This window comes from Salipiger sp. D13, from assembly GCF_003703915.1.
GTDB lineage: Bacteria > Pseudomonadota > Alphaproteobacteria > Rhodobacterales > Rhodobacteraceae > Salipiger > Salipiger profundus.
In genome coordinates this window covers 129,187-148,442 of the sequence record NZ_ML112593.1, presented here as the reverse complement: position 1 = coordinate 148,442, position 19,256 = coordinate 129,187, and the positions used below count along the sequence as shown (strand labels likewise).

The 19,256-nt window shown below is 68.3% G+C and carries 15 protein-coding genes; 7 read left to right on the top strand and 8 right to left on the bottom strand.

Annotated features, from left to right (window positions below; genetic code table 11):
- Window positions 1-104: 104 nt before the first annotated feature.
- Window positions 105-2,321 (top strand): hypothetical protein, encoded by a 2,217-nt coding sequence (locus D6860_RS09190; RefSeq protein ID WP_017467291.1) that lies wholly within the window; start codon window positions 105-107, stop codon window positions 2,319-2,321.
- A gap of 149 nt (window positions 2,322-2,470) precedes the next feature.
- On the opposite strand, the gene D6860_RS09185 is transcribed toward D6860_RS09190, so the two are convergent.
- Entirely contained in the window at window positions 2,471-2,908 is a 438-nt protein-coding gene (locus D6860_RS09185; protein WP_076625372.1) for an Lrp/AsnC family transcriptional regulator, read from the bottom strand.
- Between the two features lie 111 nt (window positions 2,909-3,019).
- Here D6860_RS09185 and D6860_RS09180 point away from each other — a divergent pair, with 111 nt between their 5' ends.
- The 3 genes from D6860_RS09180 (at window position 3,020) to D6860_RS09170 (ending at window position 7,207) form a co-directional block, all read left to right on the top strand.
- Entirely contained in the window at window positions 3,020-4,147 is a 1,128-nt protein-coding gene (locus D6860_RS09180) for a type III PLP-dependent enzyme (RefSeq protein WP_076623689.1), read from the top strand.
- An 84-nt stretch (window positions 4,148-4,231) separates the two neighbouring features.
- Window positions 4,232-6,523 (top strand): xanthine dehydrogenase family protein molybdopterin-binding subunit, encoded by a 2,292-nt coding sequence (locus D6860_RS09175; RefSeq protein WP_093412070.1) that lies wholly within the window; start codon window positions 4,232-4,234, stop codon window positions 6,521-6,523.
- 216 nt (window positions 6,524-6,739) lie between these two features.
- A complete protein-coding gene (locus D6860_RS09170) occupies window positions 6,740-7,207 on the top strand; it encodes a CoA-binding protein (protein WP_017469517.1) in 468 nt (155 codons plus the stop codon).
- A gap of 138 nt (window positions 7,208-7,345) precedes the next feature.
- Here the strand turns inward: D6860_RS09170 and D6860_RS09165 are convergent, their stop codons facing one another.
- The gene (locus D6860_RS09165; RefSeq protein ID WP_076623691.1) at window positions 7,346-7,657 is read right to left on the bottom strand and encodes a phosphoribosyl-ATP diphosphatase; all 312 of its coding nucleotides are present in this window, start codon (window positions 7,655-7,657) and stop codon (window positions 7,346-7,348) included.
- Window positions 7,657-8,415: an imidazole glycerol phosphate synthase subunit HisF gene (hisF, locus tag D6860_RS09160; RefSeq protein WP_076623692.1), complete on the bottom strand. Its 759-nt coding sequence runs from the start codon at window positions 8,413-8,415 to the stop codon at window positions 7,657-7,659. Before hisF ends, D6860_RS09165 begins: the two co-directional genes overlap by 1 nt.
- A 155-nt stretch (window positions 8,416-8,570) precedes the next feature.
- Between hisF and D6860_RS09155 the strand changes: the two genes are divergently transcribed.
- Both D6860_RS09155 and D6860_RS09150 read left to right on the top strand, forming a co-directional pair.
- Window positions 8,571-9,674: a THUMP domain-containing class I SAM-dependent RNA methyltransferase gene (locus D6860_RS09155; RefSeq protein ID WP_017467347.1), complete on the top strand. Its 1,104-nt coding sequence runs from the start codon at window positions 8,571-8,573 to the stop codon at window positions 9,672-9,674.
- A gap of 47 nt (window positions 9,675-9,721) precedes the next feature.
- Window positions 9,722-10,117, top strand: a complete 396-nt coding sequence (locus tag D6860_RS09150; protein WP_076625373.1) for a hypothetical protein — start codon at window positions 9,722-9,724, stop codon at window positions 10,115-10,117.
- Between the two features lie 15 nt (window positions 10,118-10,132).
- Here the strand turns inward: D6860_RS09150 and ppx are convergent, their stop codons facing one another.
- The 5 genes from ppx to D6860_RS09125 form a co-directional block, all read right to left on the bottom strand.
- On the bottom strand, window positions 10,133-11,689 hold the full coding sequence (ppx, locus tag D6860_RS09145) for an exopolyphosphatase (protein WP_076623693.1): 1,557 nt from the start codon (window positions 11,687-11,689) through the stop codon (window positions 10,133-10,135).
- A gap of 113 nt (window positions 11,690-11,802) precedes the next feature.
- Window positions 11,803-13,101, bottom strand: coding sequence for a flagellin (locus D6860_RS25920; RefSeq protein ID WP_076623694.1), 1,299 nt, complete (start codon window positions 13,099-13,101; stop codon window positions 11,803-11,805).
- Window positions 13,102-13,352: 251 nt separating this feature from the next.
- Window positions 13,353-15,524: an RNA degradosome polyphosphate kinase gene (locus D6860_RS09135; RefSeq protein ID WP_076623695.1), complete on the bottom strand. Its 2,172-nt coding sequence runs from the start codon at window positions 15,522-15,524 to the stop codon at window positions 13,353-13,355.
- A 49-nt stretch (window positions 15,525-15,573) separates the two neighbouring features.
- The gene (locus tag D6860_RS09130; RefSeq protein ID WP_076623696.1) at window positions 15,574-16,275 is read right to left on the bottom strand and encodes a P-loop NTPase family protein; all 702 of its coding nucleotides are present in this window, start codon (window positions 16,273-16,275) and stop codon (window positions 15,574-15,576) included.
- Window positions 16,272-17,339 (bottom strand): AI-2E family transporter, encoded by a 1,068-nt coding sequence (locus D6860_RS09125; protein WP_076623697.1) that lies wholly within the window; start codon window positions 17,337-17,339, stop codon window positions 16,272-16,274. Before D6860_RS09125 ends, D6860_RS09130 begins: the two co-directional genes overlap by 4 nt.
- Window positions 17,340-17,779: 440 nt before the next feature.
- Between D6860_RS09125 and proS the strand changes: the two genes are divergently transcribed.
- A complete protein-coding gene (gene proS, locus D6860_RS09120; protein WP_076623698.1) occupies window positions 17,780-19,123 on the top strand; it encodes a proline--tRNA ligase in 1,344 nt (447 codons plus the stop codon).
- Window positions 19,124-19,256: the final 133 nt, after the last annotated feature.

Here is a 19,256-nt window from a genome sequence, read left to right as displayed (position 1 = left end):
AATGTGGACACGAAATGATACGCTCCATTCCCAAGATTCGTTCGGCTTTCGTCTCGGATGTCATGGTAAATGCTTTGTTGCATAGCGAATGAAAGTGAGCAGCAATGGTGAGTTCGAGCAAGATTCTGACGGTCTCCTACGGCACCTTCTCCTGCACGGCGGAAGGCTTCGAGGATCCGCTCGGGGTGGTCAAGGACACCACCCATTTCTTTCGTGGCATCGTTCACGAGGACCGTTTCTTCGGTGCCGAGCCGCCGCAGTTCGACCCCGAACTCGCTGCCCAGCTCCTGCAGGCGCAACTCGCGTCCGAGCCAGGCGAGGGTGCGCTGACGCTGCAAAACCCCTATCGCGGGGGCGGCGCGTCGCCGGGTGCGCTGAGCGCCGCGCTTTCAGCCGGCCCGGTGACGGTGCGCAAGGCGCCGCAGGCCGAGCAGGCGCCGGTCGAGGAGGCAGAGATCGCAGCAGAGCGTGGCGACGAGCCCGCGAGTGTCGAGCCCGAAGCAAAGCCGACTGCGACTCCGCATCAGGAGACCATTGCCGGCGCACCGGAAGCGTCCGCCCCGGTCGAGACGCCGACGCCGCAGCCTTCCGAGGAACCCCGGGGCGCGGCAGATGCCGCCCCCGAGTCGATCGACGCCGACCTGATCGAGCCGGAAGAAGAGAGCCGCGGGCTCGCAGACAGCATCGCCGCGGCGCTTGCCGAGAGCGATGTCGTGCCGTCTGAGGGCGCGCCGGGCGCCGACAGTCTCGAAGCGGAGGCCGAGTATTTCGAGGATATCGAGGAAGTCGAGACGCCTCCGGCACGTCCGCGCCCCGCTGCGGCCTCGACCGATCCCGAGAGTGTCGCGGCCAAGCTGCGCCGTATCCGCGAGGTCGTCTCGGCCGGCAAGCCCGCAGCGCGCCGGCTCTCGCTGGAAGACGAGAACGGAGACGCGACCGCGCGGCAGGAGGACCTCGCTGTCGACAAGCTGCCGGAAGCCGAGTTCGATGAGGAGCCCGATGACGCTTCCGCCGCGCCGGCAGCGTCCGCCGCGCAGCGCCGGTCGCCGGCAGAAGCGCCTCTGCCCCCCGTTCGTCGCGCCCGTGCGCGTGTCGTTAAAGTGAAGCGGGCGCAATTCGACACTGCCGTGGCCAAGGGGGCGCTCGAAGAAGTGCAGGAGGCCGCAGAACCCGCGCGTCAGGATACGGTAAGCAGCCTCAGCCGCGAGGACGAAGACGATCTCGTCCGCGAACTTGCCGCCGTGAAAGCCGAGCTCGAGGCGGACTTTGGCAACGCATGGAACGATGAGGATACGCAGGATGTGCGCCCGTCGGCCGGTGTCGATGATGTCGACGAAGCGGTTTCTTCGGTTGTGGCCGAAGACGAGGGGGGCGACTGGGATTTCGGCGACGAGTGGGGCGAGGAGGACGATGCCTTCGGCGCGCCCGAGCGCTCGGAGGACGAGGTCGATGACGAGCGTGCGCTGCTCGATGACGACGCCTGGGGCGACGAGGACGAGGATACTTCGGAACCGGTCGTGCGGTTCCTCGACGAGACCGAAGGCGAGGGAGATCAGCTGTCGGAGGAGGCTGCGGAAGAAATCCAGCGCGCTGCGGCCGAAAGCGCCCGCAAGGCCGTTAAAATGTCGAGCCCTGCGCGAGCCATGCTCACGGAGAAGAGCGTACGCGACAACGACGCGTCGCGCATTCTCGACGAAACCAACACCCAGCTCGAGGAGCCCGAGGGCAACCGGCGGCGCAGCGCCATCGCGCATCTGCGCGCCGCCGTGGCCGCAACCCGGGCCGACAAGCTGCTGGGCCGCAAGGCCGACAGCGAGGAGGTCATCGAGCCCTACCGCGAGGATCTTGCCAACGCGGTGCGCCCGCGTCGCCCGCGGGCGCCCGAGAGCCACACCGAACGCCCCGTCGAGCCCGGCCGCCAGGCGCCGCTCAAGCTCGTGGCCGAACAGCGTGTCGATGCGTCCATGGCGCCGGCCCGCCCGCGCCGGGTCCGCCTGAGCGATTTCGAGGATGAGATCGGTTCCGGCGAAGAGGTCGGGGATTTCGCCGAATACGCGCAGAGCGTCGGTGCCAGTGACCTGCCCGAGCTGCTCGAGGCGGCGGCGGCCTACATGTCCTTCGTCGAGGGGCGCGAGCAGTTCTCGCGGCCGCAGCTCATGACCAAGGTGCGGCAGGCGGAGGCCAGCGAATCCAGCCGCGAGGACCGGCTGCGCTCGTTCGGCCAGCTCCTGCGCGAGGGCAAGATCGAGAAGACCCGCGGTGGGCGCTTCACCGCCTCGGAGCGGATCAGCTTCAAGCCCGACGCCCGCGCGGCCGGCTGACACGGGTTTCGATCCGACGAGATGGACGGCGGGTGCGTGAGCGCCCGCCGTTTCGCTTGTTTGGGTCGTGGGGCAGGGGGCGCTGCCCCCTCTGCGGCTGCGCCGCATTCACTCCCGAGGGTATTTGGAAAGAGAAGAAGGGACCGGCGTCAGCCGCGGCGGTCGATCTTGGTGCTCAGGTGGATGAGGCTTTCCGAGCTGCGCACGCCCCGGGCCTCGGCGATGCGGTCGAGGGTGGCGTCGAGTTCCTCGGTCGAGGCGGCGCAGACGATGACCATGAGATCGACCCGCCCCGAGGCGGTGTGCACGGTCTCGACCGCGGGCAGCTGGCGGAGGCGAGAGAGCACTTCGGCCTGCGCGCGCGGCTCGATGCAGACGAGCACCGTGGCGCGGATCGCCTCCTTCAGCGCGGCGCCACGGCGGATGGTGAAGCCGGCGATGGCGCCCCGGGCGACGAGCCGCTCGATCCGGGCCTGCACGGTGGTGCGGGCGAGGCCGAGACGGCGCGCGAGATCGGAGACGGGCATGCGCGCATCGGCGGAGAGCAGCGCTACGAGCGCCCGGTCGGTTTCGTCGATTTTGGTCATGGTCTCGTCAAATTGCCCTCTCTTGCGTGCAGTTTGCCAAATCCGCCGGACGAAATCGAGCGTTTCCGCATGCACACTGGACAGAAACAGCGTGAACAGGAAGGACATGTCATGGGGATCGAGCAGACCCTCTTGCCCACACCCGAGCGATGGCTGGCGCGGAGCTGTCCTGACGACCCGGTCTTCTTCTTCTGTCCGGTCCGGCTGCAGCAGGTCGCCCGGCGGTTTCGCGAGGGGTTTCCCGGTCTGGTGACCTACGCGGTGAAGGCGAACCCGGCGCCGGAGGTGCTCGACGGGCTGGTCGCGGCGGGCGTGCGCGCCTTCGACGTGGCCTCGCCGGCGGAGATGGCGCTTGTCCGCCGACACTGTCCGGATGCGGTGCTGCATTATCACAACCCGGTGCGCTCGGAAGCCGAGATCGAGGCTGGGATCGAGCAGGGCTGCGTCTCGTGGTCGGTCGACCGGATGCGCGAGCTCGACAAGCTGGCGCGGCTGCCGCGCGGCACCGAGGTCGCGGTGCGGCTGAAGCTGCCGGTGACGGGCGCGGCCTATGATTTCGGCGCCAAGTTCGGCGCCGAGCCCGGGCTCGCGGTGGCCCTGTTGCGGCGGGTGGCGGAGATGGGGTTCACGCCCTCTCTGACCTTTCACCCGGGAACGCAGTGCCGGACCGCGGCCCCTTGGGCGCGTTATATCCACACGGCCGCGGAGATCGCCCGCGAGGCTGGCGTCGCGCTCTGTCGGCTGAATGTCGGGGGCGGCTTTCCCTCGGACCGTGGCGAGGGGCGACCGGAGCTCGAGACCATCTTCGACACCATCTCCGGGGCGGCCCGTGCGGCCTTTGAGAGCCCGCCGCAGCTGGTCTGCGAGCCGGGGCGGGGGCTCTGTGCCGAGGCGCTGATGCTGGCGCTTCGGGTGAAGACGGTCGAGGAGGAGGCGGTCTTCGTCAACGATGGCATCTACGGTGGCATGGCGGAATGGCGTGACCTCGGGCCGATGGGGCGGTTGCGGGTGGTGCGGCCGGACGGGCTGCCGCGCGGCGGGGCTCTGCGTGCGCGCATCGTCTTCGGTCCGACCTGTGACAGCCTCGACCGGCTGCCCGAGCCGGTGGTGCTGCCGGAGGCGATCCGAGAGGATGACTATATCGTCTTCGAGGGAATGGGGGCCTATTCCCGTGCGCTCGTGACAGGCTTCAACGGCTACGGTGCGCGCAGGATCGTGCGGATGACGGCAGGCTGCTGAGATTTCCGCCTCGCGGCGCTGGACATGGGCCGGGGCCTGCTTACAGTCGCGCGAAACGGACAAGCGACGCGCGAGGGATCCCCGATGGAGAAGTTCGGCAAGAGCCAGTCATTCAAGCGCAGCGAGGACGTGCGCTTTCTCACCGGCCACGGGCGCTACGTCGACGACATCGCGCCGGATGGAGCCCTGCACGCGATCCTGCTGCGCTCGCCCGTGGCACATGCGACGATCACCACGCTTGACGTGTCCGAGGCGCGCGAGGCGCCGGGTGTGCATCTCGTGCTGACGGTGGACGACCTGCTGGCGGCGGGGATGGACGTGCGCATGGATGGCGCGGTGCTGACCAACCGCGACGGCTCGAAGGCGGCCGATCCCGAGCGGCCGATGCTCGCGCGGGGCAAGCTGCGCCACGTGGGCGAGCCCGTGGCACTGGTGGTGGCCGAGACCATCGACCAGGCCCGCGACGCGGCCGAGCTGATCGAGCTCGACTACGACGAACTGCCGGCGCATGTCGAGCTGGCGCCGGGGGGCGAGACGATCCATCCCGAGGCGCCGGACAACCGGGCCTTCGACTGGGGCATGGGCGACGAGGCCGCCACCGCCGCGGCGTTCGAGGCGGCGGCGCGAACCGTGCGGCTTGAGGTCGGTGACAACAGGGTCATCGTCAACGCCATGGAGGGGCGCGGCTGCTACGCCGAGTGGGACGGTGCCCGCATCCACGTGGCCTTCAACGGGCAGGGCGTGTGGGACATGAAGTCCGAGCTGGCGCATGCCATGGGGCTGGACGAGGGCGCGGTGCGCATCACCAACCCCGACGTGGGCGGCGGCTTCGGGATGAAGGCGGCCTCCTATCCGGAATATTTCTGCGTCGCGCAGGCGGCCCGCGTGCTGGGCCGCCCGGTGCGCTGGATGTCGGAGCGTACCGAGGGCATGCTGTCGGACCACGCGGGGCGCGATCTCGTGACCATGGCCGAGCTTGCCTTCGACGCCGACAACCGGATCACCGGGTATCGCATCCACACGATCTGCAACCTCGGGGCCTACAACTCGGGGTTCGGTCAGCCGATCCAGACCCAGCTCTTCTCGAAGGTGCTGACCGGCACCTACGACATCCCCGCCGCCTGCATGCGGGTCGAGGGGATCTACACCAACACCACGCAGGTCGACGCCTACCGCGGCGCCGGCCGCCCCGAGGCGATCTACGTGCTCGAGCGGGTGATGGACCGGGCGGCGCGCGAGCTGGGGCTCGACCCGAGCGAGCTGCGCAGGATCAACTTCATCAAGGACTTCCCCTACACGACGCCCACGGGCGAGACTTACGACGTGGGCGATTTTCCCCGCGTGCTCGACCATGCCATCGCCGACGCGGATGTCGCGGGCTTTGCCGCCCGCCGCGCCGAGAGCGAGGCACAGGGAAAGCTGCGGGGGCTCGGGCTCTGCTTCTACATCGAGTCGATCCTCGGCGACCCCGCCGAGGACGTGAAGGTCGCCTTCACCGAGGATGGCGGCGCGACGATCTACGTCGGCACCCAGTCGAACGGCCAGGGCCACGAGACCGTGTTCGCGAAGTTCCTCAGCGACCAGACCGGCATCCCCTTCGAGAAGATCGGTTTCGTGCAGGGCGACAGCGACCTGATCGCGCGCGGTGGCGGCACCGGCGGCTCGCGCTCGGTGACCACGCAGGCGAACGTGACGCTGGCCTGCGTGAACCAGATGGTCGAGGGCTTCTCGACGTTTCTCGCCGAGGAGATGGGTGTCGATGCGGGGGCGGTGGCCTTCGACGACGAACGCTTCCGGGCCGAGGGATCGAACCTCACACCGACCATGCTCGAGGTGGCGGACATGGCCCGCGCGAAGGGACGCGAGGACCTGCTGACCTGGGCCGCCCGCGATCGGATCGAGGCGCGCTCCTACCCCAACGGCGCGCATTTCGCCGAGGTCGAGATCGACCGGGAGACCGGCGTCGCAGAGGTGGTGAAATACACCGTGGTCGACGATTTCGGCAACCTGATCAACCCGATGCTGGCCGAGGGGCAGGTGCACGGCGGCGTGGCTCAAGGACTTGGTCAGGCCCTCTGCGAGCGGGTCGTCTTCGACGAGGACGGGCAGTTGCTCTCCGCGACCTTCATGGACTACGCGATGCCGCGCGCCGACGATGTGCCGTTCATCCGTTTCGATGTCGAGCCTGTGCCTTCGACGGGCAACCCGATGGGGATGAAGGGTTGTGGCGAGGCGGGCACGGTGGGCGCGCTGGCCGCCGTCTCGAACGCGGTGCAGGATGCGCTCTGGCCGTTGGGCGTGAAGCAGGTCGACATGCCGTTCACGCCGATGCGGCTCTGGAACCTGATGCAGGGCGCGCCGATGGCTGCCGAGTAAGGGTCGCCGGATGCAGGGCAGACTTTTTGGAAACGTCAAGTTTTTTGGTCACGCTTCGTTGAACGGACTTCCATTTGTGGCTTTCGCGCCCATATCGAGTGCAGGATCGCGGAGCCGGAACCTCCGCGACGCCTTCACTGTCCCTCGTTCCGCACTGGCGCCCAAGGCTTTCCTTGGGCGCTTTTTCTTTGTCGAGGCGCAGGCTAGGGTGCCCGCATGAGCTATTCCGACGCTTTCCTGAAAGAGATTCTCGCGCGCACCAAGGTGGTCGCGGTGGTGGGGGTATCGCTCAACCCGATCCGACCGAGCTATTACGTGGCGCGCTACCTGAGCCTCAAGGGCTATCGCGTCATCGGCGTGAACCCCGGTCACGTGGGCGCGACGCTCTTCGGTGAAGAGGTGAGGGGCGCCATCGAGGACCTGCCGGCCGAGGTGGACATGGTCGACATCTTCCGTCGGCCCGAGGCCGTGCCGCCCATCGTCGCGGCGGCGCTTGACCACCTGCCGAACCTGCGGACCGTCTGGATGCAGATCGGCGTCGAGCACGCGGAGGCCGCCGCGGCGGCCGAGGCGCGTGGCATCGAGGTGGTGATGAACCGCTGCCCGAAGATCGAGTACCAGCGCCTGCACGGCGAACTGCGCATGGGTGGCTTCAACACCGGCGTCATCTCGTCGAAACTCTGACGCCGGTCGACGCTCGTTGCCGGAGGCAACATCGCCCCGCCCACCGTCCCGCAGGCCGACGCAAGGGTCTTCTCCGGTTTTCAAATACCCTCGGGGGAGTCGCGCGTAGCGCGGCGGGGGCCGAGCCCCCAGGCAACGTCAGCCGCCCCGCGATGCCTTCTCGGCCAGGCCGGACCGCCCCTGCCGACGGGCGAGCTCCTCCATCACATCCGCCAACGGAAGATCGCGCGCCTTCAGCATCACCAGAAAGTGGAATAGAACGTCCGCCGCTTCGCCGGTGAGCTTCTCGCGGTCGCCCTTCACTGCCTCGATGATTGCCTCGATCGCTTCCTCGCCGAATTTCTCGGCGCATTTCTCGGGGCCCTTGGCCAGGAGCTTGGCCGTCCAGCTTTCGTCGGGCGAGGCTTCGGCGCGGGCGGCGACGATGGCTTCGAGGTCTTCGAGCGTCATCAGAACCTCACGGGAATGCCCGCGTCGGCCATGTGCTGCTTGGCCTCCGCGATGGTGTATGTGCCGAAGTGGAAGATCGACGCCGCGAGCACCGCCGAGGCGTGGCCCTCGGTCACGCCCTCGACGAGGTGATCGAGCGTGCCGACCCCGCCCGATGCGATGACCGGCACATCCACCGCGTCGGAGATCGCGCGGGTCAGGGGGATGTTGAAGCCCTGTTTCGTGCCGTCCCGGTCCATCGAGGTCAGTAGGATTTCCCCGGCGCCCTTCGCGGTGACGGTGCGCGCGAAGTCCAACGCGTCGATGCCGGTGGGTCGACGGCCGCCGTGGGTGAAGATCTCCCACTTGCCGGGGGCGACGGTCTTGGCGTCGATCGCCACGACGATGCATTGCGAGCCGAAGTGATCGGCGGCCTCGGCCACCACGTCGGGGTTGGCGACGGCGGCGGAGTTGAAGCTGACCTTGTCGGCGCCGGCGAGCAGCAGGGCACGGACATCGGCGACGGTGCGCACGCCACCGCCCACGGTGAGCGGGATGAAGCATTGCTCGGCGGTGCGGGTGACCACGTCGAACATGGTGCCGCGGTTCTCGTGGGTGGCGTGGATGTCGAGGAAGGTGATCTCGTCGGCGCCCGCGGCGTCATAGGCACGGGCGGCATCGACGGGATCGCCCGCATCGCGCAGGTCGACGAAATTGACGCCCTTGACCACGCGGCCGTCGGCGACATCGAGACAGGGAATGATGCGGGTCTTCAGCATGGGCGCCTTATGCCGTGGATCGCACGCGGTGGGAAGGGGGGATCGGGGGCTCTGCCCCCGTCCCGGACGGGGTCCGGGACTCCCCCGAGGGTATTTGTGAAACCGGAGAAGAGCAGGGGCTCGTCGCGGGGCGGCAAAGGCTGTATGCGAACGGAATGGACACGACATTCGAGATCTTCCTGGCCTGCGCGCCGGGGCTGGAGGCGGCGCTTGCCGGCGAGGCGAAGGCGGCGGGTTTCGGCCCCTTGCGGCCGGAGGCGGGGGGCGTTGCTTTCGACGGGGACTGGGTAGACGTGTGGCGGGCGAACCTGACCTTGCGCGGCGCGGCACGGGTGCTGGCGCGGATCGGCGGGTTTCCGGCTGTGCATCTTGCGCAGCTCGACAAGCGGGCGCGGAAGTTTCCCTGGGGCGAGGTGCTGCGTGCCGATGTTCCGGTCAAGGTCGAGGCGGTGAGCCGTCGGTCTAAGATCTACCACGGCGGTGCCGCGAAGCAGCGGGTGGAGCGTGCGATTTCCGAGACCTTGGGCGCGCCGATCGGCGACGAGGGCGTGCGGCTGCTCGTGCGGATCGAGGAGAACATGGTGACCTTCTCGGTCGATACCTCGGGCGAGCCGTTGCATCGGCGCGGGCACAAGGAGGCGGTCGGCAAGGCGCCGATGCGCGAGACGCTGGCAGCGCTGTTCCTGCGGGAGTGCGGATACCGGGGCGAAGAGCCGGTGATCGATCCGATGTGCGGATCGGGCACTTTCGTCCTCGAGGCGGCCGAGATCGCGACCGGGCGGCTTCCGGGGCGCAGCCGGCCTTTCGATTTCGAGCGGCTCGCGGGGTTCGATACTGCGGCCTGGCAGGCGATGAAGGCCGAGGCCCCCGACCGACCGACCGGGCTGCGGTTCCGCGGGTTCGACCGCGATGCCGGCGCCGTCCGCATGGCCGGCGCCAACGCCGAGCGGGCAGGTGTCGCCGACGTCACCGATTTTGCCTGCCAGCCTCTGAGCGCGCTCGAGCGGCCTGAGGGTCCGGCGGGGCTGGTGATGGTGAACCCGCCCTACGGGGCGCGGATCGGCAAGCCCGGGCCGCTGCATGCCTTGCACCGGAGCCTTGGCGAGGTGCTGATGCAGCGCTTCGGGGGCTGGCGCGTGGGAATCGTGACCTCGGAGCCGGGGCTCGCGCGGGCCACCGGGTTGCCGTTCCTGCCGCCGGGGCCGCCGGTGGCGCACGGGCCTCTCAAGATCCGGCTCTACCGCACCGAGCCTCTCTGACGTCTCGGCCCCTTATCCGGGGCGCGGATCGTGCTATATTGATGAGCATGAGACGCATTGCCGCCCTGTTCCTGACCCTGTCCCTGACCGCCGCGCCACTTGCCGCGCAGGAGGCTGAGTCCGACGACAATGGCGGACTCATGAAGCGTGGCGCCGAGATGTTCATGCAGGGGCTGATGGACGAGCTCGATCCCGCGCTCCGCGAGCTCGAGGGGATGGCACGGGACATGGAGCCGGCGCTGCGCAGCTTCCGCGACGAGATGGGTCCGGCCTTGGTGCAGCTGATGGAGAAGGTCGAGGACTGGTCGAAATACGACCCGCCCGAAATGCTGCCCAATGGCGACATCATCCTGCGGCGCAAGGCCCCGCTTGCGCCCGAACCCGAGGACGATCCGCCGCTGCGGGATGTTCCGCGCGGCGAGGGGCCCGAGATCGAGCTCTGAGCGCGGCGCCGAGCCTCACTCCCCGGCGATATCGACCTCGACCGTGTCGGCGGACAGCGCCCGCGCGAGCGAGTTGAACCGCGACTCGGCGACCTCGCCGTAGAGAGACGCCGCCTCGGGCGCGAGATGCAGCACCAGTTTCCGTGTTTCGGCGTCCCAGTCGAGACTGGCGCCGCCTTCCTGGCTGGCGTCCGACATCCACAGCATCGAGCCGAAGCGCATCGCCTTGCCGAGCACCTCGGCCTTGCGCTGTTCGTTCTCGTCGATGAGGGCGTAGAAATCCTCGAAGCCGGTGCCATCGCGCTTGTTCTTGTAGCGATGCAGCAGGGCGAGGCCGAGAAACACCCGCTCGGCGTGGTCGAGCCCGCCGAGATTGGCGCGGGTGACGTTGTCGAAACAGGTCTGCGCGCGGTAATCGGGGTGGGCGCGCCAGCTGACGTCGTGCAGCAGGCAGGCCGCCTTGACGATGCGCAGGCGGGCCGCGTCGGCATCGGCGAAGAGCGGAAGGATGAACCGGTAGAGCTTCTTGCCGAAGCCGGGCAGGCGCGCGTCCTTGGCTTCGGAGAAGCGGCAGGATTCCACCAGCGGATCGCGGTCGCGCAGCTTCTGCGGCATCTGTTCATAGAGCAGGCCTTCGCGGATGCCGTAGGACGAGATCGCGATCTCGGCCGGGCCGAAGCTGTCGATCAGCTCGGCGAGAACCTCGCCGGCGAAGGGCACGAGGCTCATCCGCGCATTCGAGATCGAACACTTGGAACGCAGCGCTTCCAAGTCCGATTTCTCGATGAACTTCAGTGTCTCGGCCACGCTTTCGCAGGTCATGCGGTATTCGTGCAGGACGTGCAGCGGGTAGTTGCGCCGCTCCATGTCGATGCGGGCGATGGCGCGCCACGAGCCGCCGACCAGGAACAGCCGGGCGCCACGCATCTCGATCTTTTCACCGAGCCGCTTCATCGCCTTGCGTATGTGCTTCTCGCGCGCCTTCTTGCCGCCTTCGAGGTCCTTGAACCTGAGCGGGCCGAGCGGTGAGGTCACGCGGCGGCCGATCTGACCGCCGGAAAGCTCGGCCAGTTCCATCGACGAACCGCCGATGTCGCAAATCAGACCGTCGGCGCCGGGCCAGCCCAGCAGCACGCCCTGTGCGGAAAGGCGGGCCTCTTCCTCGCCGTCGATGACCCAGATCTTGAGGCCGGTCTTCTGCTCGATCTCGGCACGGAAGGCGGGGCCGTCCTCGGCCTCGCGCATGGCGGCGGTGGCGACGACAGTGAGCGGCGGCAGATCCATGCCGCGCGCCAGTGTCTGGAACCGGGCAAGCGCCGACAGGGCGCGCTCTTTGCCCTCGGGGTTCAGGCGGCCGGTCTCGGGCATGCCGGCGCCGAGGCCGCACATGATCTTCTCGTTGTAGAAATACGCCGGGCTGCGGGCCGCGCCGTCGAAGACCACAAGTCGGACCGAGTTCGATCCGATGTCCACGACACCGACGCGTGACAGGCGCCGCGCCTGCGGATCCTCGAAGATCGGGCGCCCGAAAGGCCCCCAGTCGCCCTGGGCGGAGTCGGTCTGTCCGTCCATCTGCTTCCCCGGCTGTTCTGTCTTCCTCCCCTATCACGCGAATGCGACCGGACGGAAGAGCTTCGGGAGAGCAACGCCCGGAGCCCGGTGGTGTTCCGAACGGGGCGCCCCTGTCAGCGGAAGAGGCCGAGAAGCGATTGCGGTGCACTGTTGGCGATCGACAGCGCCTGCGTGGCGAGCTGCTGCTGCACCTGAAGCGCCTGCAGCCGGGCCGAGCTTTCCTCGAGGTCGGCATCGACGAGCGTGCCGATGCCCGCCCTCATCGAATCGCTGAGGCGGTCGTTGAAGGCCGCCTGAGTCTGCAGCCGGTTCTGATCCGAGCCGAATCCCGCCGCCGCGTCGGTCGCGATGGTCAGCAGCGATTCGATCCGGCCTAGCGCGTCGACCGCGCCGGTGCCGGTGCTGACGTCGAGATCATCCAGCAGCGCGAGCCCGCCGCCGATGGTGTTGCCCGCGTCCGCCCCGAGGGTGTTGAGGCTGACCGTTATGGAATCGCTGCCGTCGGTCACCGATGACGTGAGGGCGAGGCCGCTTCCCGAGGCGGTCATCGACAGCGTGCCGGCGTCGATGCCGTTGCGCGCGGCATAGCTGTCGTAGCGCCGGGCGAGGGCGGTGAGCACGCTGTGCGCGGTATCGCCGTCGCGCGCCACGTAGGCGATCTCGGACCCGGCCATCTCGGCCTGCGTTTCCGAGGCGCCGGCGGTGGTGCGCAGTGTGTCCTGATCGAAGCTCGAATTGTCGGCATCAGTACCGTAGAGCGACAGGGAAAAGGCCATGCCTGCCTCGATGGTGATACTGCTGGCGTCGAGCGTCACGCTGCGGGTCGCATCCAGCGTGGCGGTGGCGGCGTCGGCGCTGTAGGTGCCGCCGCTGGCGGAGATGGAATGTGTGCCGGTGCCGAGGTCGCGTTTCGAGATCGCGATATCGACCCCGGTCACACCGTTTTCCCCCCGCTGCAGGAAGCCGAGCACGGCGGCGCTGCCGGTGCCGGCATCGGTCCCGGTGTTCTTCAGGAGGTTCATGCCATTGAACTGCGCGGTCTCGACCACCGCGCCGATCTGGTCGCGCAGCGCGGCAATGCCGGACTGGATCTTGGCGCGATCGACGTTCTCACCCTGCGCGCTGACGACCCGGCCCTTCATGTCGGTGAGCAGGTCGGTGATCGTCTCGGCGCCGCGCCGCGCGACGGAGAGCGTGGCATCGCCGAGCGCGAGACTGTCGGAAATCCTGCGGTAGCCGACGACGTCGGCCTCCATCGTCTTGGAGATGGCCCAGACGGCGGCGTTGTCCCCGGCGCTAGCGACACGGCGGCCGGTCGCGATCTCCCTCTGGGTGTCGGCGATACTGCCGTTGATGCCTTGGAGCGTCGCCAGCGCGATGCGGGCGCTGTCGTTGGTCAGGATGCTGGACATGGTCGGGCCTTTGCGGGGGCTGTCGGAACGATCCGCCATTCTCGCGGAGCGGCCCCGGATCGGGGACGCGAGGTCCGGTCATTCAGCCGGAAACGGAGCCGCTTTGGCGCATTGCTCCGTGCCACTTGCCCCCAAGCGCATCGCCCACCATGCGGGGCAGATCTTAACCGGCGCCTTTGATCGCAAGGCACCGGAGCGGCAATTTCATGGCTTTTTCATGGCCCCGGGCGGAGGGCGCGCGGCGCTGAGGCTCAGTCGCCGTGCGTCAGCCGCGGCACATCGCCGGCGCCCGCCGAGCCACGGCCCGAAAGCGAGGGGTTCTCCATGAAGAACCGATGGCAATTGAAGGGCGCTTCGCCCTCTGGCACCGGGTGGCGCGTGAACTTCCCCGACGGCTCCATGACCCAGCTCTGCGTCGTGTCGGCGAGGTTCGCCGCCATGATCTGGCTGACGATCTGCGCCTTGACGGTGGCGTTCTCGATCTCGACCCCGGTTTCGACCCGGCGGTTGAGGTTGCGCCCCATCCAGTCCGCCGAAGAGATGAACACCCGCGCCTTGTCGTGCGGCAGGCCGTGGCCGTTGCCGAAGCAAACGATCCGCGAATGCTCGAGGAAGCGTCCGACGATGGATTTCACCCGGATGGTCTCGGACAGGCCCTTGATGCCCGGCTTCAGCCCGCAGATGCCCCGGATCACGCAGTCGATCTCGACGCCCGCCTGACTGGCGGCATAGAGCGCGTCGATCATGTTGGGTTCGATCAGCGAGTTCATCTTGAGCCAGATGCGCCCGGGGCGCCCGGCACGGGCGTGCTCGGCCTCGGCCTCGATCAGCTCGATCATCTTCGGCTTGAGCGAATGCGGCGAGATCACGAGGTTCTCGAGCCCCACCGGCTCGGCGTAGCCCGACAGGTAGTTGAAGATCTTCGCCGCATCGCGCCCGAGGGCGGGGTTGCAGGTGAAGAACGACAGGTCGGTGTAGATCTTGGCGGTGATCGGGTGGTAGTTGCCGGTCCCCCAGTGGGTGTAGGTCACCAGCTTGTCGCCCTCGCGGCGCACCACCTGACTGATCTTGGCGTGGGTCTTCCAGTCGAGGAAGCCGTAGACCACATGCGCGCCCGAGCGTTCCAGCCGGCGCGACTGGCGGATGTTGGCGGCCTCGTCGAAGCGGGCCTTGAGCTCGACCAGCGCGGTTACCGACTTGCCGTCCTCGGCCGCCTCGCAGAGCGCGGCCACGATGGGCGAGTTCTTCGAGGTCCGGTAGAGCGTCTGCTTGATCGCCACCACGTTCGGGTCGAGCGCCGCCTGATTGAGGAAGCGCACCACCATGTCGAATGTCTCGTAGGGGTGGTGCAGGAGCATGTCCTTCTGGGCGATGGCCGCGAACATGTCGCCGTCATGGTCCTGCACCCGCTCGGGCACACGCGGGGTGAAGGTCGGCCAGAGCAGGTCGGGCCGGCTGTCGAGCACCAGCTCCTTGAGGTCGGCGATGCCGATCATGCCGTCGAGCTCGATGACCTCGTCGTCCTGCACGTGCAACTCGTCCTGCAGGATGCGGCGCAGGTCGCCGGGTGCGCCGGAACTGATGGTAAGCCGCACCACCTCGCCGCGGCGGCGCCGCTTCAGCGCCACCTCGAACTCGCGCACGAGATCCTCGGCCTCTTCCTCGACCTCGAGGTCGCTGTCGCGCAGCACGCGGAAGCCGAAGTGATCCTTGACCCGGTAGCCGGGGAACATGCTCTCGATGTGCAGCAGCAGCACGTCCTCGAGGTAGATGAACCGGTTCTGGCCCTCGGCCGAGGGCAGGGCGATGAAGCGGTCGATCTGATGCGGGATCGGCAGCAGCGCGTTGCGGGTGCGCCGGTCGCGCTTGCGCTCGAGCGACATCGCAAGGCAGTAGCCCATGTTGGCGATGAAGGGGAACGGGTGCGCCGGGTCGATGGCCAGCGGCGACAGCACCGGGAAGATCTGCGTGAGGAACGCGGTTTCAAGATGCGCGCGGTCGGCCTCGGTCAGCTCGTCGCGCAGCACGATGTCGATGCCGGCGGCGGCGAGCTGCTCCTCGAGCTGGTGCAGCACCTTCTGCTGGTGCGCCATGAGCGCGCGTGCGTCCTCGTTGATCTTCACGAGCTGCTCGGCCGGGGTCAGCCCGTCGGCGGCCGGGTTGGTGTTGCCCGCGTGGGCAAGCTCGCGCAGGCCGGCAACGCGCACGGTGTAGAACTCGTCGAGGTTGGTGGCCGAGATCGACAGGAAGCGCAGCCGCTCCAGCAGCGGCACGTTGGGGTTCTCGGCCTCTTCCAGTACGCGCCAGTTGAAGCCGAGCCAGCTCAGCTCGCGGTTGAAGAAGCGGTCCGGACCGGCGGGATCGAGATCGGGCAGGTCGGCCGGGGCCGGCAGCGGAGCTTTGAGGAAATCGGCAATCGTCATGGGGGGCTTATGCAACGCGGCTTGCAACATCTTCGTGACAGGGATCCCGTCACTCTGCCCTCTTTTTCGGCGCCGCTTCAAGCCTTGCGAGCACATCGCGCGCGAGCGCACGGGTGATCCCGCGCGGTCGTCCCATGGCGTTGGCATCGAGCGCGTCGACCAGGTCCCGCGCCATGGCGAAACTGCGCGACATGTGCCGCACGAGGTAGGGGATCACGTCGGGCGTCGGCACCACCTGCCGGTCGGCCAGAAGCTTGGCGAGCACGGCGGCCAGCAGCGTGTCGTCGGGATCGGGCAGGGTGGCGGTCTGCGTGCCCTCCATCCGGCTTTTCAGGTCGGCGACGACCAGCGGCCAGTGGCGGGGCGCGCTGCGGGCGGTGACCAGCAGCGGCTGCCGCTCGGCCAGCGCGAGGTTGTGGAGGTGGAACAGCGCCTCTTCCGTCTCGCGGTCTCCGGCGGATCGGTCGGCGTCCTCGACGCAGATCGGCCCGCGAGCGAGCGCTGGGATGTCGGCCCCGGGCAGGTCGGCCGCGGGCACGATGGCGGCACCGGTCTCGGCGGCCCAGACGTGCGCCAGATGCGTCTTGCCGGCGCCGGCGGGCCCCACGAGGATCATCTTCCCGTTCGGCCACGACTGCCAGTCGTCGAGCAGCGCCACGGCCAGCCCGTTCGAGCGGCTGACGAAGTAATCCTCACGCCCCAGCGCGGCGCGGACCGGCAGGGGCAGGGGAAGCTGCTTCGGCCGGATCATCGTTCGCCCTCTTCCGTCGTCCCCCGGTAGAGGCGGCTGTCGGTATACTGGTCGATGAGGAAGCGCGCGACGACCCCGAGGGCGGCGGCGAGCGGCACGGCGACCAGCATCCCGATGAAGCCGAAGAGCGATCCGAAGACCGACAGCGCGAAGATCAGCCACACCGGGTGCAGCCCGACCGAGTTGCCGACCAGCTTGGGCGTGAGGAAGTTGCCCTCGAGAAACTGGCCGAAGAAGAAGATGCCCGCCACGGCGGCGATCCAGATCCAGTCGCCCCAGAACTGGAACAGCGCCAGCCCGATGGCCAGCGCGCCGCCGACGATCGCGCCGACGTAGGGGATGAAGGTCAGCATCCCGGCGATGACGCCCACCACGAGGCCGAAGTTCAGCCCTACCGCCCAGAGCGCTACCGCGTAGTAGACCCCGAGGATCAGGCAGACCGACCCCATGCCCCGGATGAAGCCCGCGAGCGTCGCGTCGATGTCGCGGAACAGGCGGCGGATCACCGGCGCATGGTCGCGCGGCAGGAGCTTGTCGACGCGGGCGACCATCCGGTCCCAGTCGAGCAGCATGTAGACCGCGACGACAGGCACGATGACGAAGAGCATCAGGATGTTGATGAGCGACGCGGCCGAGGTCAGCGCGGTGTTGAGCAGCGCCGCGCCGCGTTCCTTGATGGTGTCGCCCACGGCAGCCAAGGTCTCGCGCATCGGGTTGCCCTCGACCATGACCGAGGGAAACTTCTCGACCAGGAAGGCCTGCAGGTTGCGGAAGAGCTGCGGCGCGACATCCACCAGCTGGTTGGTCTGCCGCACGAGCGCCGGCACCACAGCGAGCGCGAGGATGACGAAGATCAGCACCGCGGCCACGGTGATCGTGCCGGTGGCCATGGCGCGGCTCATGCCGGCGCGTTCCAGCCGGTCGGCGACGGGATCGAGGAAATAGGCCACCGCGCCGCCAAGGACGAAGGGCAGCAGCACGTCGCCCAGGAACCACAGCAGCACGATGAACACCGCCGCGGCGATGCCCCAGTAGCTGACCTGTGTGCGCACCGGCAGAGCCATGACCGCCTTTCGAAGAGAACCCGTCCCTACATCGCGTCTCGCCGCCCCGGTTGCAAGCCGCAGGGCGCGCCGGGTCGCGGAAATCCGGCGTTCTGGCGCGGCGTTTACACGGGTCATGCCGGGTTCGTCCGCCAATGGCAGCCGCAAGGCCGGCAGGAAGTCTCCGACATGTCTTTGGACATGGCGCGCGGGCAGCCTGCGGGTATCCTCCAACCCCGGGGGCTTTCAGGGATGCGGGACAGGGCTGCCCGCAGCGCCCGGGATCGTGTCGCGCGGGTCTTTCCGGCCTGCTCTGACCGGGCCCGCCCGCCCTTGCGGTGCTGCCGCTCGCGCCTGCGTCCTTCGAACCGTCAGGGGCCGCGTGCTTCCTCTCTTGCTCTCGCGCCGCCCTTCGCTTACCCCGTCCCGGACCGAATTCTTCTTCCGGGAGGCCCCGCCACATGCGTCTGAGCCGCTATTTCCTGCCCGTCCTCAAGGAGACGCCCGCCGAGGCGCAGATCGTCTCGCACCGCTACATGCTGCGTGCCGGCATGATCAAGCAGGCGAGCGCGGGCATCTATTCCTGGCTGCCGCTGGGCTACAGGGTGCTGCGCAAGATCGAGGACATCATCCACGACGAACAGCAGCGCGCTGGCCATATCCCGCTGCTCATGCCGACGCTGCAGTCGGCGGATCTCTGGCGCGAGTCGGGCCGTTACGAGGCCTACGGCGAGGAGATGCTGCGCATCACCGACCGCCACGACCGCGACATGCTCTACACGCCCACCGCCGAGGAGCTGATCACCGACATCTTCCGCGCCAACGTCTCGTCCTACAAGGACCTGCCGCTGACGCTCTACCAGATCCAGTGGAAGTTCCGCGACGAGATCCGCCCGCGCTTCGGCGTGATGCGGGGCCGCGAGTTCTACATGAAGGACGGCTACAACTTCGACCTCACCAAGGAAGACGCGCTGCACGCCTACAACCGCCACCTCGTGTCCTACCTGCGCACCTACGAGCGCATGGGCCTTCAGGCGATCCCGATGCGCGCGGATTCCGGCCCGATCGGCGGCGACGACACCCATGAATTCCTCGTGCTGGCCGAGACCGGCGAGTCCGAGGTGTTCTACGACTCCGAGATCACCGACCTGAAGTTCGGCGACCGCGAGATCGACTACGACAGCCACGAGCAGTGCCGCGCCGTGCTCGAGGAGTTCACCTCGCGTTATGCCCGCACCGACGAGACCCACGACGAGGCCCTGTTCAACCAGGTCCCGGAAGAGCGCCGCCGCACCGCGCGCGGCATCGAGGTGGGGCAGATCTTCTACTTCGGCACCAAGTACTCCGAGCCGATGGGCGCCACCGTATCGGATGGCGAGGGCAACCAGGTGCCGGTGCACATGGGCTCGCACGGCATCGGCGTGTCGCGGCTGCTCGGCGCGATCATCGAGGCCAGTCACGACGACAAGGGCATCATCTGGCCCGAGGGCGTGACCCCGTTCCATTGCGGCATCGTCAACCTCAAGAGCGGCGACGAGGCGGCGGATGCGGCCTGCGACAAGATCTACGCGGCGCTCAGGGCGCTGGGCCTCGACCCGCTCTACGACGACACCAACGACCGGGCCGGGGCGAAATTCGCCACCATGGACCTGATCGGCCTGCCGTGGCGGATCACCGTCGGTCCGCGCGGGCTCAAGAACGGCGTTGTCGAGCTGACTTCGCGCCGCACCGGCGAGAGCGAGGAGCTGCCGCCCGAGGAGGCGGTTGCCAAGGTCGCGAAGATCTACGGCGTCGCGCAGGGCTGACACCGCCCGGCATTCGGCATGAACGATCGGCCCGTCGCGAGGACAATCGCGGCGGGCCTTCTCGTGCTTGCGGGCAAGGGGCCTCGACGCTTGATCGCAGCCCGTGCGGGGCGCTACGCTTGCGCTCGAGCAG

What these genes read in the sequence shown, in the direction of transcription:
- D6860_RS09155 (WP_017467347.1), top strand. Translation starts at nt 8,571, where the DNA reads ATGGACACGACATTCGAGATCTTCCTGGCCTGCGCGCCGGGGCTGGAG.
- D6860_RS09180 (WP_076623689.1), top strand. Translation starts at nt 3,020, where the DNA reads ATGGGGATCGAGCAGACCCTCTTGCCCACACCCGAGCGATGGCTGGCG.
- hisF (WP_076623692.1), bottom strand. Translation starts at nt 8,415, where the DNA reads ATGCTGAAGACCCGCATCATTCCCTGTCTCGATGTCGCCGACGGCCGC.
- proS (WP_076623698.1), top strand. Translation starts at nt 17,780, where the DNA reads ATGCGTCTGAGCCGCTATTTCCTGCCCGTCCTCAAGGAGACGCCCGCC.
- D6860_RS25920 (WP_076623694.1), bottom strand. Translation starts at nt 13,101, where the DNA reads ATGTCCAGCATCCTGACCAACGACAGCGCCCGCATCGCGCTGGCGACG.
- D6860_RS09135 (WP_076623695.1), bottom strand. Translation starts at nt 15,524, where the DNA reads ATGACGATTGCCGATTTCCTCAAAGCTCCGCTGCCGGCCCCGGCCGAC.
- D6860_RS09175 (WP_093412070.1), top strand. Translation starts at nt 4,232, where the DNA reads ATGGAGAAGTTCGGCAAGAGCCAGTCATTCAAGCGCAGCGAGGACGTG.
- ppx (WP_076623693.1), bottom strand. Translation starts at nt 11,689, where the DNA reads ATGGACGGACAGACCGACTCCGCCCAGGGCGACTGGGGGCCTTTCGGG.
- D6860_RS09165 (WP_076623691.1), bottom strand. Translation starts at nt 7,657, where the DNA reads ATGACGCTCGAAGACCTCGAAGCCATCGTCGCCGCCCGCGCCGAAGCC.
- D6860_RS09130 (WP_076623696.1), bottom strand. Translation starts at nt 16,275, where the DNA reads ATGATCCGGCCGAAGCAGCTTCCCCTGCCCCTGCCGGTCCGCGCCGCG.
- D6860_RS09185 (WP_076625372.1), bottom strand. Translation starts at nt 2,908, where the DNA reads ATGACCAAAATCGACGAAACCGACCGGGCGCTCGTAGCGCTGCTCTCC.
- D6860_RS09125 (WP_076623697.1), bottom strand. Translation starts at nt 17,339, where the DNA reads ATGGCTCTGCCGGTGCGCACACAGGTCAGCTACTGGGGCATCGCCGCG.
- D6860_RS09190 (WP_017467291.1), top strand. Translation starts at nt 105, where the DNA reads ATGGTGAGTTCGAGCAAGATTCTGACGGTCTCCTACGGCACCTTCTCC.
- D6860_RS09150 (WP_076625373.1), top strand. Translation starts at nt 9,722, where the DNA reads ATGAGACGCATTGCCGCCCTGTTCCTGACCCTGTCCCTGACCGCCGCG.
- D6860_RS09170 (WP_017469517.1), top strand. Translation starts at nt 6,740, where the DNA reads ATGAGCTATTCCGACGCTTTCCTGAAAGAGATTCTCGCGCGCACCAAG.